Here is a 13,996-nt window from a genome sequence, read left to right as displayed (position 1 = left end):
AAGCCGTCGCGGTGTCCGGGCGGTGTCGCGCGGGATGGTGTACGGACGCTGCACGACTGCGGCCCGATCGGCTCGTTCGAGCCTCCGGGCCGCCCGGCGCGGCGACCGTCGGGGAGGCCGTCCGGGAAGGGCGTCGGGGGAGGTCGTGGACGGCGGGCGGGCGAGGCCGGACGGTGCGTACCGGGCGGGGCCGGCCGCCGGGCCGACCTCCGTACGGGGCGGGGCCGGCCGCCGGACCGACACCCGTACGGGGGGGGAGATCGAGAGTACGTTCGCACCAAACCCGTACGCGGCCCGCGTCACTCCTCCGCGGGCGCGGGCGGCACCACCGCGATGGGGCTCGCCGCGTGCAGCAGGACGGCGTGGGTGACGGAGCCCAGCAGATGGCCGGGGACGAGGAGACGGCGGCGGTGGCGTCCCACGACCAGGAGGTCGGCGTCCTTGGAGGCCGCGACGAGGTGCCCGGCCGCGTCGCCGGGCGGTACGTACGTCTCGGCCCTGACGTCGGGGTGCCGTTCGCGGTGCGGGGCGAGGAAGCCCTCCGCGAGGGTGCGCGTCTCGCTCTCCACGGCCCCCTGCTCGACCACCGCCGGAAGGATCTCGCCGGGCGTCCCCCAGATCTGGATCGGCCAGGCGTAGGCGGCGACCACCTGGAGCCGGGCCGCGCGCAGTTCCGCCTCGGCGAAGGCGAAGGCGAGGGTGGCGTCGTCGGGGCCGTCCACGTTCAGGCCGACGACCACCCGGGGCCCGGGGGCGGTCGGCGGCGCGTCGTCGACCTGGCGGTCGGGCCGGGGCACCACGACGACCGGGCAGGCGGCGTCGCGGGCGGCGGCCAGCCCGTTGGAACCGAGCAGCAGGCTGGCGAAGCCGCCGCGGCCCCGGGAGCCGAGCACCAGGAGCTGGGCGGTCGAGCCCAGTTCGGGCAGCGTGGCCCCGGTGGCGCCGTCGACGGCGACGTACTCCGTCTCCGGCAGGTCGGCGCGTTCGGCCAGGAAGTCCCGGACCTGGGCCAGAACGGGGTCCTCCGCCGTCGGCGGGGCGGCCACCGGGACGGCGGCCGGCACCCAGGCGGCGAACTCCCGCACATGGACCACCCGCAGCGGTGCCGCCCGTCTGCGGGCCGCGTCGAGGGCCCATTCCAGGGCGCGCATGCTGTCGTCCGAGCCGTCGACCGCCGCGATGACCGGCAGGGCGCTCATGGTTCCTCACCTCCGGAATACGACCTTCCCGTTCCTGGGGCCAGCCTGGCTCAGGCATCGGCCCCAGGACGGCACAGCAGGTCGCGTGTCCGGAAAAACGGGTGCGACACGCCCGGATCGGCCCGCGGTTCAGGTGAGGTCGAACTCCCCTTCCCGCGCGCCGGACACGAACGCGCCCCACTCGGCCGGTGTGAAGATCAGGGAAGGGCTCTCCGGGCGGCCGCTGTTGCGCATGGCGATGAATCCCTCGACAAAAGCGATCTGAACATCCCCTCGGCCTCGACTGCTGGACTGCCACTCGGCATTGCTGAGGTCCAGCTCCGGCTTGTCCCAGCCCGCGAGCGGCTGCATCTGGATGGTGCTCTCGGCCACGTCCGTGCTCCTCCCGGTTCGTCGTCCGCGGGCCAGCCTAGCGACCGGTTCCCACGGCCGACAGGCCACGCAAGAGGGACCTTCGGGCGCCTTTCGGCCGCTGCCCGCGGTCCCGTTCTCAGGCGTCCGGGGGTCGCGCCCCCACCAGCCACATGGAGAAGAACTGGGATCCGCCCCCGTAGGCGTGGCCGAGCACTCTGCGGGCGCGGTCCACCTGGTGTTCCCCGGCCTGGCCGCGCACCTGGAGGGCCGCCTCGGCGAAGCGGATCATGCCGGAGGCGCCGATGGGGTTGGCGGACAGCACCCCGCCCGACATGTTCACCGGAAGGTCGCCGTCCAGTTCGGTCACGCCCGCCTCGGTGAGCTTCCAGCCGCCGCCCTCCTCGGCGAAGCCGAGGTTCTCCAGCCACATGGGCTCGTACCAGGAGAACGGTACGTACATCTCGACGGCGTCGATGTCGCGGCGCGGGTCGGCGATGCCGGCCTGCCGGTACACGTCGGCGGCGCAGTCCCGGCCGGCCCGCGGGGAGACGAAGTCCTTGCCGGCGAAGAGGGTGGGTTCGCTGCGCATGGCGCCGCCGAGCATCCAGGCGGGCGGCCGGGGCGCGCGGGCCGCGCCGGCCCGGTCGGTGAGGACCATCGCGCAGGCGCCGTCGGAGGACGGGCAGGTCTCCGAGTAGCGGACCGGGTCCCACAGCATCGGCGAGGCCTGGACCTTCGCCAGCGTGATGTCGTGCTCGTGGAGATGGGCGTAGGGGTTCTTCAGCGCGTTGCGCCGGTCCTTGTAGGCGACCAGCGAGCCGACCGTGTCGGGGGCTCCGCTGCGGCGCATGTACGCCCGTACGTGCGGGGCGAAGAACCCGCCCGCCCCGGCCAGCAGCGGCTGCTGGAAGGGGATCGGCAGGGACAGGCCCCACATGGCGTTCGACTCGGACTGCTTCTCGAAGGCGAGGGTCAGCACGGTGGTGTGCACCCGGGCCGCGACGAGGTTCGCGGCGACCAGCGCCGTGGACCCGCCGACGGAGCCGGCCGTGTGCACCCGCAGCATCGGCTTGCCGACCGCGCCGAGCGCGTCGGCGAGGTACAGCTCGGGCATCATCACGCCCTCGAAGAAGTCGGGCGCCTTGCCGATGACGACGGCGTCGATGTCGGCCCAGGTCAGTTCCGCGTCGGCGAGGGCGCGCAGGGCGGCCTCGCGGACCAGTCCGGCGATCGACACGTCCCGGCGGGCCGCCACGTGCTTGGTCTGGCCGATCCCGACGACGGCCACGGGCTCCTTGCTCATCGCGGATCCCCTTCGAGTACGGCGACCAGGTTCTGTTGCAGACAGGGGCCGGAGGTGGCGTGGGCGAGCGCCCGGTCGGACTCGCCCCGGTGGACGGCGGCGGCGGCCTCGCCGATGCGGATCAGTCCGGCGGCCATCATCGGGTTGGCGGCGAGCGCCCCGCCGGAGGGGTTGACGCGCACCCGCTCGTCCAGCCGCAGCGCCTTGCGCAGCACCACCTCCTGCGAGGTGAACGGGGCGTGCAACTCCGCGGTGTCGACCGGGGCTTCGAAGGCCCCGGCGTGTTCGGCGGCGAGCCGGGCGGAGGGCGAGTCGGTCAGGTCGCGCACGCCCAGGCCGTGCGCCTCGATGCGGTGGTCGATGCCGCGGATCCAGGCGGGCCGCGCGCACAGCTCCCGCGCCCGCTCCCCCGCCGCGAGGATCACGGCGGCGGCGCCGTCCCCGACGGGCGGGCAGTCCCCGGTGCGCAGCGGACGCACGGTGTGCCCGCCGTGCGGCACCGGGCCGCGCAGCTGGGCGTGCGGGTTGGCGCCGGCGGCGGTCCTGCTGCGGGCGGCGACGGCGGCGAGCGCGGACTCGTCGGTGTCGCCGGCGTCGATGAGCGCCTGCGCCTGGAGGGCGGCCAGGGCCACGGAGTCCGGCCACAGCGGCGCGACGTAGTACGGGTCGAGCTGCCGGGTCAGCACGTCGCGCAGCGAGCCGGGCGAGGACTTGCCGTACGAGTACACCAGTGCGGTGTCGGCCTCCCCGGTGAGCAGCTTGGTCCACGCCTCGTACAGCGCCCACGCGCCGTCCGTCTCGACGTGCGACTCGGAGATCGGCGGCCAGGCGCCGACGCCGTCGAGGGCGAGGGTGAAGGAGAAGGCGCGGCCGGCCAGGTAGTCGCAGGAGCCGGAGCAGGTGAAGTCGATGTCGGCGGTCTTCAGGCCGGTCCGGTCCAGCACCTCGTGCAGGACGGGCATGAGCATCTCCACCTCGGAGAGCTCGTCGGTGGTGCGCCGGTGGTCTGTCTGGGCGAAGGCGACGACGGCGATCTCGCGGCCTCGCGGGCCCGGTGCGCGCGTCACAGCAGCTCCTTGTAGGTGTCGTAGTCCGCGTCGGGTTCGCCGGTGGGCCGGTAGTGGTCGGGGAAGCGGGCGTCGGGCGTCCACACCGGTTCGACGCGCAGGCCCATGCGCACCTGGTCGTAGGGGATGCCGCCGACGCGGCCGTGCAGTGCGAGGTCGGCGCCGTCGAGGGCGATGTGGGCGTAGACGTAGGGGACTTCGATGTCGAGGTTCTTGGCCTTGATGTTGACGATGCAGAAGGTGGTGACGGTGCCGCGCGGGCCGACCTCGACGCGTTCGGCGGTGGCGACGCCGCAGGTGGGGCAGGCGCCCCGGGGCGGGACGTACACCTTCCGGCAGGACGGGCAGCGCTCGCCGACGGTCCGCCGCCCGCCGAGCGCGTCGAGGTAGGCGGCCTGGGCGCGGCCGGGGGTGTAGGTGTAGTCGAGGCGGGCGGGGGCGACGATGCCGGTGACAGCGTCCTCGAACTCCCCGGTGTGCGGCGCCGGTTGTGTGCTCGCCTCCTCGGCGGGGCCGTCGTACGGCTCGAAGCAGGCGATGTCGGTGATGGCGCCGGTGCGTTCGGCGGCCCAGCGGACCCGGACCCGCATGCCGGTGCGCACGGCGTCCGGGCCGGGGGCGTCCAGGGCGTGCAGCAGGGCGGTGTCGGCGCCGTCCAGGCGGACCAGCACCCAGGCGAAGGGGGTGTCGAGGGGCTGGCCGCGGCGGGGTTCGTGGTTCCAGGCCCAGGTGGTGACCGTGCCGGTGGCGCCGACCTCGACGAGGTCGCGTATCTCGTCGGCGGTGACGGGGTCGTACTCGACGGGCGGCACCAGGACGCGGCCGTCGACCGTGCGCACCCCGAGGACCACGCGTTCGCGCAGTCCGGTCAGGAAGGCGCTCTGCACCGGGCCGAGGGAGCGGGTGAAGGGGAACTCGACGGCGAGCGGGGCTTTGAGGACTTCGGGCATGGCGGCTCTCTCCTCGGCGGGGTCGGACGCACGGACCGGGCACGCAGGTCGGGCGCACGGGTGGGGCGCGCAGGACGGGGGCGCGGGTCAGGCGCGCTTGTAGACGGGCGGCCGCTTCTCCGCGAAGGCGCGGGCGCCTTCCTTGGCGTCGGCGGTGTCGAACACCGGCCAGCCGCGCTTGAGTTCGGCCGCGAGCCCGTCGCTCTCGGTCATCTCGGCGGTCTCGTACACCGAGGCCTTGACGGCCTCCACGGCGAGCGGGCCGCAGGAGTTGACCAGTTCGGCGATCTCCAGGGCCTTCTCCAGGGCGGCGCCGTCGGGGACGACGTGTCCGATCAGGCCGATGGCGGCCGCCTCCCGGGCGGTGTAGGGGCGGCCGGTGAGCAGCATCTCCAGGGCGTGGGTGCGCGGGATCTGGCGTTGCAGCCGGACCGTGGAGCCGCCGATCGGGAACAGGCCCCGCCTGACCTCGAAGAGCCCGAAGGTCGCGGACTCGCCGGCCACCCGGATGTCGGTGCCCTGGAGGATCTCCGTGCCGCCCGCGACGCAGTAGCCCTCGACGGCGGCGATCACCGGCTTGCGCGGGCGGTGGTGGCGCAGCATCGCCTTCCAGTGCAGGTCGGGGTCGGCGGTGAGCCGGTCGCGGTGGCGTTCGCCGTCCATCCCCTGCCCGGCCAGGGCCTTGAGGTCCATCCCGGCGCAGAAGGAGCCGCCCGCGCCGGTGAGCACGACCGAGCGGACGGTGTCGTCCTCGTCGGCCTCGATCCAGCCGTCGTACAGGCCGACGAGCATCCCCAGCGAGAGCGCGTTCCTGGCGTCCGGCCGGTTGAGCGTGAGCACGAGTGTGGCGCCCTCGCGCCGCACGGTGAGGTGTTCCGTCCCACCCATCGCCCATCTCCCCTCTCGAGAACGAGAACAGGTTGCAGGAGCGGAGGAGGCACTTCAAGGGTTTTCTGACAGGTAGTCAGATTTCTTGGTGCGAGCCCTTCCCAGTTGCCCCGCCCTTTGCTCTGATGACCGGCGAACCGTCGGATGCCAGGCACCCCCGGGGTCAGGAGGAACGGTGGAGTACAACCTTGCCGACCTGTTCGAGTCGGTCGTCGACGTGGTGCCGGACCGCGAGGCACTGGTGTACGTCGACCACCCGGGCACGGGCGCGGAACGCCGGCTGACCTATGCGGAGCTGGACGCGGCGGCCAACCGGATCGCCCACCATCTCGTCGCCGCCGGGATCCGCCCGGGCGAGCACCTCGGGCTGCACCTCTACAACGGCGTCGAGTACCTCCAGACGGTGATCGGGTGCCTCAAGGCGCGGATCGTGCCGGTGAACGTCAACTACCGGTACGTGGAGGAGGAACTGACCTACCTCTACCGGGACGCCGACCTGGTGGCGCTGGTCTTCGACGCGGAGTTCGCCGACCGGGTGGCTGCGGCGCTGCCCCGGGCGCCGGGGCTGCGGCACCTGCTGCGGGTCGGGGCGCCGGCGGACGGAGCGCCCGGGACGGACCCGGCGGCCGTGCCGTTCGGCGAGGCGGAGGCCGCGGGCGACCCCGGCCGCGGGTTCCCCGCCCGGTCGGGCGACGACCAGTTCATCATCTACACCGGCGGCACCACGGGCCTGCCCAAGGGCGTGATGTGGCGCCAGGAGGACCTGTTCTTCGCCGGGCTCGGCGGCGGGGCGCCGACCGGCGAGCCGGTGCGCGCACCGCACGAGCTCGCGGAGCGCGTCGCGGCGGGCAGCGCGGGCATCACGTTCTTCCCCACCCCGCCGCTCATGCACGGCACCTCCACCCTGACCGCGTTCATCGGCTTCAACTTCGGCCAACGCATCGTGCTGCACCGCAAGTTCGTGCCCGAGGAAGTGCTGCGGACGGTCGAGCGGGAGCGGGTCACCAGCATGTCGCTGGTCGGCGACGCGATGCTGCGCCCGCTCATCGACGCCCTCGGCGGGCCCATGAAGGGCACGGACTGCTCGGCGCTGTTCAGCGTCTCCTCGTCGGGCGCGATCATGTCGGACACCGTGCGCAGGCAGTTCACCGAACTCGTCCCGAACGTCATGCTGCTGAACAACTTCGGCTCCTCCGAGTCCGGCTTCAACGGCACGGCGACTGCCGACTCGGGGCCCGGGCGCGGCTTCCGTATCCGCGTCAACTCCCGCACCCAGGTGGTGGATCCGGCGACGCACGAGCCCATCGCCGTCGGCGAGATCGGCCGGGTCGCCCAGTGCGGACACGTCCCGCTCGGCTACTACAACGACCCGCGGAAAACCGCCGAGACCTTCTTCGAGAAGGACGGCGAACGGTGGGTGCTCCTTGGCGACATGGCGACCGTCGACGAGGAGGGCGTGGTCACCGTGCTCGGCCGCGGCTCGCAGTGCATCAACACCGGGGGCGAGAAGGTGTATCCGGAGGAGGTCGAGCAGGCGCTGAAGTCCCACCCCGACGTGTACGACGCGCTGGTGGCCGGGGTGCCGGACGTGCGCTGGGGCAGCCACGTGGCGGCGGTGGTGCAGTTGCGCGCCGGGGCACCACGGCCGTCCCTGGAGGACATCCAGACCCACTGCCGCGCCCATCTCGCCGGGTACAAGATCCCGCGCCAACTGGTGATCACCGAAACCGTCCGCCGCTCACCGAGCGGCAAGGCGGACTACCGCTGGGCGCGCGAGGTGGCGGTGGCGGAAGACCGGTGAACCCACCACACCCCCGGCTTCACCGCCGCGCCGACGGCCCGGCGGCCCGACGGCCGTCGAGGAACGCCGTGACCCGGCCCGTGAACCACTCCGGGTCGTCCAGCCACGGATAGTGCCCGGCGCCGGGCTGTACGGCGAACTCGGCGTCCGCGAAGGCCTCGGCGGCCTCCCTGGCGAGCTCGGGGCGGGGGCCGCCGTCGACCTCGCCGGCGAGGACCAGGACGGACGCGGTGACCCCGCCGAGCGCCCGCCGGGTGGCGACCGGATCGAAGGCGCCGTCGGAGAAGTAGACGTCCCCGGCGGCGTCGTTCACCTGGCCGTCCAGTGCGGCCACATGGGCACGGGCGGTGTCGTCCCAGCGTCCGTAGAAGAACCCGGCGAACGCCGTCAGGTCCTCGTCGGCCGCCTCGTCACCCCCGAGCCATGCCTCGAACACCGGGTACGCCCGGTCGAACCACGGTTCGCTCTTGCGCAGCCGGGCCGCGGCCAGGCGGTGCTCGACGGTCGCCGGCCGCCCCAGCGCCCACGGTGTGGCGGTGACGAGCACGAGCCGTGCCACCCGCCGCGGGTACCGGGCCGCGTACAGCATCGCCAGGCTGCCGCCCGCCGAGTGGGCCAGCACGTCCATCCGCTCCAGTCCCAGATGGACCCGGAGCGCCTCCACGTCGTCCACGAGGCGGTCGCAGCGGTAGGTCGCGGGGTCCGCCGGCACCGCGGAGTCTCCGGTGCCGCGCAGATCGAGCAGGATCAGACGGCGGTGCTCGGTCAGCCCGCCGAGGTCGCCGAGGTACCCGGACGCCCGCATCGGCCCGCCGGGCAGCACGACGAGCGGTTCGCCCTCGCCCCTTACGTGGTAGGCGAGTTCGGTCCCGTCGGGCGCGGCGAAGGTCGGCATGGCCGGGATCCTCATCCTGTGCGGCGGCCGGACGCAAGGCATTTCCCGTTACCCGGTGCCCCGATCCGTCACGGAGAGGGTCTGGGGCCACATGCCGCAAGAACCGGGCGTCACGCCGGTGGCCCGGGGAGTTTGGCGGCCACGGCGTCGAGGACCCAGTCCAGACCGGTCGCGAAGGATGTCTCGGCGTCCACGTCCGTGCCGTCGTACACGGCTTTGGCCAGTGCCGGGAAGCGGCCCGTGGCCAGCATCTTCGTCAGATGTGGGCCGGAGGCGCGCTGGAAGTCGCGCTTGGACAGACCCGTGGCGCGCTCGGCCCGCAGGTTCGTGATCTCGCGCCTGATCGCGCCGATGTAGTAGGCGCTGACGGTCTCCACGGCTCGCATGCCGGTGTCGATGTCGGCGAGGCCGTCGAGGGCGGACAGTGTGGCCTCGGCCACGGCGAGGGCGTTCGGTCCCATGGCCGGGCGGCGGCCGAGCAGGTCGGCCAGCCATTCGTGGCGGAGAGCGGCCCCTCTGGTGCGGTGGGCGAGGACGCGCAGCGCCTCCCGCCAGTCACCGGGCTGCTCGGCGGGGAGGATCTCGGCGTAGACCTCGTCCAGCATGAGGTCGAACAGCTCCTCCTTGGTGGCGATGTATCCGTACAGCCGCATCGGGCCGGCGTTCAGCCGCGCGGCGACCTTGCGCAACGACACCGCCTCCAGCCCGCCCTCGTCGGCCAGCGCGACGGCGGCGGCCACGATCCGCTCCCGGTCGAGCGGCACGGGGCGAGTCGGCGGCTCCGGGCGGTCCCACACAGTCATGGGCACATCGTACTGTTGCGATGCAGCGCATCGGATCAATACAGTGTATCGACATGAGATGCCGTATCGCCGTAGTCGGAGCCGGCCCCGCCGGCCTTGCCCTCGCCCGTGTCCTGCACCGCCACGATCACCCCGTCACCGTCCTCGAACGCGATCCCTCCCCCGACGCGCGCCCCCCGGGCGGCACGCTGGACCTGCACGAAGGGCTGGGCCAGCTCGCGCTGGACAAAGCGGGACTGCTGGCGGAATTCCAGGCGCTGTCCCGTCCCGAGGGGCAGGCCATGCGCATCCTGGACGCGGACGGGACCGTCCTGCGCGACTGGCGCCCCCGGCCGGACGACCGGGCCAATCCCGAGATCGACCGCGGGCAGCTCCGTGACCTGCTGCTCGGCCCTCTCGACGTCCGGTGGGGGCGGGGCGTGACACAGGTGGTGCCAGGGACCCGGGACGGCGTACTGGTCCGTTTCCCGGACGGGCGACAGGAGACGTTCGACCTCGTGGTCGGCGCGGACGGCGCCTGGTCGCGGACCCGCCCGGCGGTCTCGCCGGTGACGCCGCACTACACGGGCGTCACCTCGGTCGAGACCTCCCTCGACGACGTCGACACCCGCCACCCCGACCTCGCCCGGTTGATCGGCGACGGTTCCGTGGCGGTGTACGGCGTGAACCGCTCCCTCGTCGCCCAGCGCAACAGCGGCGGCCACGTCAAGGTGTACGCCAAGTTCCGCGCGCCACTGGACTGGCACACGAACCTGGACCCGGCCGACGGCGAAGCCGTGCGATCGAGCCTGCTGGCGCTGTTCGACGGCTGGGCCGCTCCCGTCCTCGACCTCCTCCGCCGCGGCACCGCTTTCGTCCACCGCCCCATCCACGTCCTGCCCGTGTCCCACACCTGGACCCACGTCCCCGGGGTGACGCTGCTGGGCGACGCCGCCCACCTGATGCCCCCGTTGGGGGCGGGCGCGAACCTCGCGATGCTGGAAGGCGCCGAACTCGCCGAGGCCATCGTCACCGGTCCCGGAGATCCGGACGACGCCGTCCGCGCCTTCGAGGAACGGATGTGGGCACGAGCCGGCAGGTGGGCGGAGATCACGACGGCCGGCCTGGAACGCCTCGTGAGCACGGACCCCGCCGAAGCCCTCGCCGTCTTCGACCGGGTCCAGCCGTCCTGACCGCCGAACGCGAGGGGTCTCGGTACTCCCCCCAGGGCCGGGCAGCTCCATGCCCGGGTACCACGCTCGACCCGTCGCCCACCGGGACGGGGGCGGTCGGTCAGGTGCTGTCGGGCCAGGGGAATCCGAGTTCTTCGGCACGCTGGCGGCTGCCGCCGCACACCTGTGCGTAGGACTTCGGGTCCTCTTCGGCCAGGCGGCGCAGCGCGGCGGCGGCCTGTGCCTCGGGCGGGGTGCCGTCGTCCGGGATGACCCAGCGGAACTGAAGGGCACTGTCGGGTCGTTCCGGTCGGCCGGACGCCGACCCCGGCAGGTAGGAGAAGGTGACCACGGCGGTGTCGGGGTCGTCGAAGCCGCTGCTGATCCAGCCGCGGCTCGCGTCCCATCGGCTCAGCAGCTCCGGGTCCTCGATCAGCCCCGTCTTGATCAGGCGGGCGACGGTGCGGGCCCGCCAGGACCAGGCGCAGTCGGTCTCCGCCCTGGCGATCTCCGTGTCGTAGGCGGCGCCGTCGAACCGGTAGGTGGGCAGCTCGGCCGCGGGATCGCGGGAGCCCGTCATGGTCTGCCGCCAGTTCTCCCAGACCACCTGGTCCGCGTCGCGCCGGATGGTGACGTAGAGCGCGCCGCAGCACCCCTCCGTGCAGCCGGCCTCCGCGAGCTGCACCTCCCGGGGTTCCTCCCCCGCCCGCAGCCGGCCTTCGTCCAGCAGATGATCGGGGCTGTGGGCGGGACCGTGGCCGAACACGGCCGGGACCACCGGACGGCCGTCGATGAGCACACGTGTCTCGACAGATCCCCGGTCCGCGGGGTCACCCGTCACCACCTCGATGCGGAACCTGTCGGGCGTGGCCGGGTGCCTGAACGGCCGTCGTCCGGTGCGGAGGATCCAGTCGGCTCGCCGCCGCTGCACCGCCTCGCCTCCGGTGGCGCCCGCCGACGTCCATCGGGGCTCGGCCAGCAGCCGTCCGAGCGATTCCAGCAGTGCCTCGCGCCGCCCGGGCGGCCACTCCAACAGCAGGCCGGTGCCGCTGCTCAGGTCCAGGGCGAGCGACAGCAGCAGGGCTGCGTTGTCGAGCGTGGGCGGCAGCAGACCGGCTCGGCCGACGACGCCGTCGTACACGCGGAGCGCGTCGCGGTAGGCGAGGAGTTCGGTCGGATCGTCGCACGAGCACCCCATCCGGACGAGCAGCCGACCCGCGCGGGCGAGCAGGCGGGTGTCGGCGGGGTGCTGGTCGAGCAGGCCGGACAGCCGGGAGGCCTCCGCGATCCGGCGGGCGATCGCGCTGCCGACGAAGCGCGGCGAGACAGGCAGCGCGATCAACTCCGGCAGCACGGCCTGCCGGTCGTCCGTCCACAGGGCGCGGACGAGTGGTCGCAGTTGGTCGCGGCCGGCGCGGACCGCGAGCCACAGGACGGCGGCGGACCGGCGATCGAGGATGTCGAGCACCTTCACCGCCGAGCCGGTGAGATCCCGCGACAGGCCGAGAACGGAGAGATACGGGACGTCCTCGGGCTCACCGACGCGGCCCAGCAGGGCGATGCCCGCGGTGACGGTGGACACCGTGGTACCGGTGCGGGTCAGCCGCCGTGCCAGGGTGCGGGCCGCATCGATCTGTTCGGCGGGCAGGGGCAGCCCGACCACGATGAACTCGATCAGGTGCCTGTCGCGATCCTGGACGCCGAGTCGTTCGAAGCGGCGGTGCAGGGTGGCGGGGTCGTCCGGAAGCGGGCTGAGTGCTTCCCGGACGGCACTCGGCGCCTCTTCCCGGGAGAGCGGGTCCTCACCTGTCACGGTCTCCCGGGCCAGGGAGTAGCCGCGCCGGGACGGGACCCCGTCGGCGGACTCGCGCAGCAGGTGCAGCAGTCGGTCGTACAGGGCGGTCGGCGGAGTGAGCGCGTTGCGCTCTTCGTGCGCGCTCACCGGGTGAGGTGGGACTCGATTCCGTAGATCATGTGTGAAGTCTGCCAGCCGGCCGGCCGTCTGTCGAAGAATTTGCCGGGGCTGTGACGGGGGCGTGGAAGCGGTCCCGCAGCTCGCGTTTGAGGATCTTTCCGCTGGCGTTGCGCGGCAGGCTGTCGACGAACAGCACCCGCTTGGGCGCCTTGAAGGGGGCGAGCTTCTCGCGGGCGTGGGCGACGAGCTCGGCCTCGGTGACCTCGCCGCGCGGCACCACGATCGCGGTGACCGCCTCGATCCAGCGTTCGTCGGGCAGGCCGACGACGGCGACCTCGGCGACGGCGTCGTGGGTGTACAGGGCGTCCTCGACCTGCCGCGAGGCGACCAGGACGCCACCGGAGTTGATGACGTCCTTGACCCGGTCGACGACCGTGAAGAAGCCGTGGGCGTCGCGGACCGCGAGGTCGCCGGAGTGGAACCAGCCGTCGCGGAAGGCCTCCGCGGTCTCCTCGGGCTTGTCCCAGTAGCCCTCGCACAGTTGCGGGGAGCGGTAGACGATCTCACCGGGCGTGCCGTCGGGCACGTCCTTGCCGTCCTCGTCGACGACCCGGGCGTCCACGAAGAGGACCGTACGGCCGCAGGAGTCCATCCGGCCCTTGTGCTCGTCCGGGGCGAGGACGGTGGCCAGCGGGCCGATCTCGCTCTGGCCGAAGCAGTTGTAGAAGCCGAGCTTCGGCAGGCGCTCACGCAGCCGTTCCAGGACCGGGACGGGCATGATCGACGCCCCGTAGTAGGCCTTGCGCAGACCGCCGAGGTCACGGGTGGCGAAGTCGGGGCGGTTGGCCAGGCCGATCCACACCGTCGGCGGCGCGAACAGGCTGTCCACGCGGCCCGACTCGATCAGGTCGAACAGCTCGTCGCCGTCGGGCGCGTCGAGGATGACGTTCGTCGCGCCGACCGCCAGGTAGGGCAGCAGGAACACGTGCATCTGCGCCGAGTGGTAGAGCGGCAGGGAGTGCACCGGGCGGTCGCCCGCGCTCAGGTCGAGGGCGGTGATCGCGCTCAGGTACTCGTGGACCAGCGCCCGGTGGGTCATCATCGCGCCCTTGGGCAGCGCCGTCGTCCCCGAGGTGTAGAGGAGCTGCACCAGGTCCTCGGCGCGCGGCTCGGGGCCGTCGTACGGGGCCGCCGCGGCCAGCCGGGCCAGCAGGGAGTCGTCGCTGTCGCGCAGCGGCAGGGTGCGTACGCCCGAGGGCAGGCGCGCGGCCAGGTCCGGGTCCGTGAGGACCAGCGCGCTGCCCGACTGGCCGACGATGTAGGCGAGGTCGTCGCCGGTCAGGTTCTGGTTGACCGGTACGTGCACCAGGCCCGCGCGGGCGCAGGCGAGGAAGGCGATCAGGTAGGCGTCGGAGTTGTGGCCGTAGGCGCCGACCCGGTCGCCCGGGGCGAGGCCCTGGTCGAGCAGGACGCTCGCCGCGCGGGAGACGGCCGTGTCGAGTTCTTCGTAGGTCCAGGTGCGGTCGCGGTAGCCCACCGCGACGCGCGCCGGGGTGCGGCGGGCGCTGCGCCGCAGCACCCCGTCGACCGTGCTCCCATGTCCAGGCGTCATGGGACCTGATCCTCGGTCGGCGGAAGAAGGAGGTCAAGCGCCCGGCCCCGGTCCGCTC

At 73.2% G+C, this 13,996-nt stretch carries 12 protein-coding genes; 2 read left to right on the top strand and 10 right to left on the bottom strand.

The genetic code is table 11. The features are described 5' to 3' along the window. Positions 1-299: 299 nt before the first annotated feature. From ACWC24_RS17700 to ACWC24_RS17675, 6 genes are all read right to left on the bottom strand, one after another. Positions 300-1,199 (bottom strand): universal stress protein, encoded by a 900-nt coding sequence (locus tag ACWC24_RS17700; RefSeq protein WP_450663733.1) that lies wholly within the window; start codon positions 1,197-1,199, stop codon positions 300-302. Between the two features lie 129 nt (positions 1,200-1,328). Then, positions 1,329-1,571 carry a DUF397 domain-containing protein gene (locus ACWC24_RS17695; RefSeq protein WP_351606108.1) on the bottom strand — a complete coding sequence of 81 codons (243 nt, stop codon included), beginning with the start codon at positions 1,569-1,571 and terminating at the stop codon, positions 1,329-1,331. A 118-nt stretch (positions 1,572-1,689) separates the two neighbouring features. Continuing rightward, the gene (locus tag ACWC24_RS17690; RefSeq protein ID WP_450663732.1) at positions 1,690-2,856 is read right to left on the bottom strand and encodes a thiolase domain-containing protein; all 1,167 of its coding nucleotides are present in this window, start codon (positions 2,854-2,856) and stop codon (positions 1,690-1,692) included. Further along, positions 2,853-3,923, bottom strand: a complete 1,071-nt coding sequence (locus ACWC24_RS17685) for a thiolase domain-containing protein (RefSeq protein ID WP_450663731.1) — start codon at positions 3,921-3,923, stop codon at positions 2,853-2,855. Before ACWC24_RS17685 ends, ACWC24_RS17690 begins: the two co-directional genes overlap by 4 nt. Then, positions 3,920-4,873: a Zn-ribbon domain-containing OB-fold protein gene (locus tag ACWC24_RS17680; RefSeq protein WP_450663730.1), complete on the bottom strand. Its 954-nt coding sequence runs from the start codon at positions 4,871-4,873 to the stop codon at positions 3,920-3,922. The genes ACWC24_RS17685 and ACWC24_RS17680 overlap by 4 nt, the downstream gene beginning before the upstream one ends. 87 nt (positions 4,874-4,960) lie before the next feature. After that, complete coding sequence (locus ACWC24_RS17675; RefSeq protein ID WP_450663729.1) at positions 4,961-5,761, bottom strand: crotonase/enoyl-CoA hydratase family protein; 801 nt, start codon at positions 5,759-5,761, stop codon at positions 4,961-4,963. A gap of 175 nt (positions 5,762-5,936) precedes the next feature. On the opposite strand from ACWC24_RS17675, the gene ACWC24_RS17670 reads away from it, so the two are divergent. Next, a complete protein-coding gene (locus tag ACWC24_RS17670; RefSeq protein ID WP_450663728.1) occupies positions 5,937-7,562 on the top strand; it encodes an acyl-CoA synthetase in 1,626 nt (541 codons plus the stop codon). Between the two features lie 19 nt (positions 7,563-7,581). On the opposite strand, the gene ACWC24_RS17665 is transcribed toward ACWC24_RS17670, so the two are convergent. Continuing rightward, positions 7,582-8,457 (bottom strand): alpha/beta fold hydrolase, encoded by an 876-nt coding sequence (locus tag ACWC24_RS17665; protein WP_450663727.1) that lies wholly within the window; start codon positions 8,455-8,457, stop codon positions 7,582-7,584. A 110-nt stretch (positions 8,458-8,567) separates the two neighbouring features. Continuing rightward, positions 8,568-9,260 carry a TetR/AcrR family transcriptional regulator gene (locus tag ACWC24_RS17660; RefSeq protein ID WP_450663726.1) on the bottom strand — a complete coding sequence of 231 codons (693 nt, stop codon included), beginning with the start codon at positions 9,258-9,260 and terminating at the stop codon, positions 8,568-8,570. Between the two features lie 53 nt (positions 9,261-9,313). Here ACWC24_RS17660 and ACWC24_RS17655 point away from each other — a divergent pair, with 53 nt between their 5' ends. After that, on the top strand, positions 9,314-10,432 hold the full coding sequence (locus ACWC24_RS17655; protein ID WP_450663725.1) for an FAD-dependent oxidoreductase: 1,119 nt from the start codon (positions 9,314-9,316) through the stop codon (positions 10,430-10,432). 100 nt (positions 10,433-10,532) lie between these two features. Here the strand turns inward: ACWC24_RS17655 and ACWC24_RS17650 are convergent, their stop codons facing one another. Continuing rightward, positions 10,533-12,353 carry a hypothetical protein gene (locus ACWC24_RS17650; RefSeq protein WP_450663724.1) on the bottom strand — a complete coding sequence of 607 codons (1,821 nt, stop codon included), beginning with the start codon at positions 12,351-12,353 and terminating at the stop codon, positions 10,533-10,535. A gap of 28 nt (positions 12,354-12,381) precedes the next feature. After that, positions 12,382-13,938, bottom strand: a complete 1,557-nt coding sequence (locus ACWC24_RS17645) for an acyl-CoA synthetase (RefSeq protein ID WP_450663723.1) — start codon at positions 13,936-13,938, stop codon at positions 12,382-12,384. Between the last annotated feature and the right edge of the window lie 58 nt (positions 13,939-13,996).

Source organism: Streptomyces sp. NPDC001443 (genome assembly GCF_053597355.1).
Note: the sequence above shows the minus strand (reverse complement) of the source record. Positions and strands in the feature narration are given on the sequence as shown.

What these genes read in the sequence shown, in the direction of transcription:
- ACWC24_RS17690 (WP_450663732.1), bottom strand. Translation starts at nt 2,856, where the DNA reads ATGAGCAAGGAGCCCGTGGCCGTCGTCGGGATCGGCCAGACCAAGCAC.
- ACWC24_RS17700 (WP_450663733.1), bottom strand. Translation starts at nt 1,199, where the DNA reads ATGAGCGCCCTGCCGGTCATCGCGGCGGTCGACGGCTCGGACGACAGC.
- ACWC24_RS17680 (WP_450663730.1), bottom strand. Translation starts at nt 4,873, where the DNA reads ATGCCCGAAGTCCTCAAAGCCCCGCTCGCCGTCGAGTTCCCCTTCACC.
- ACWC24_RS17665 (WP_450663727.1), bottom strand. Translation starts at nt 8,457, where the DNA reads ATGCCGACCTTCGCCGCGCCCGACGGGACCGAACTCGCCTACCACGTA.
- ACWC24_RS17645 (WP_450663723.1), bottom strand. Translation starts at nt 13,938, where the DNA reads ATGACGCCTGGACATGGGAGCACGGTCGACGGGGTGCTGCGGCGCAGC.
- ACWC24_RS17660 (WP_450663726.1), bottom strand. Translation starts at nt 9,260, where the DNA reads ATGACTGTGTGGGACCGCCCGGAGCCGCCGACTCGCCCCGTGCCGCTC.
- ACWC24_RS17655 (WP_450663725.1), top strand. Translation starts at nt 9,314, where the DNA reads ATGAGATGCCGTATCGCCGTAGTCGGAGCCGGCCCCGCCGGCCTTGCC.
- ACWC24_RS17675 (WP_450663729.1), bottom strand. Translation starts at nt 5,761, where the DNA reads ATGGGTGGGACGGAACACCTCACCGTGCGGCGCGAGGGCGCCACACTC.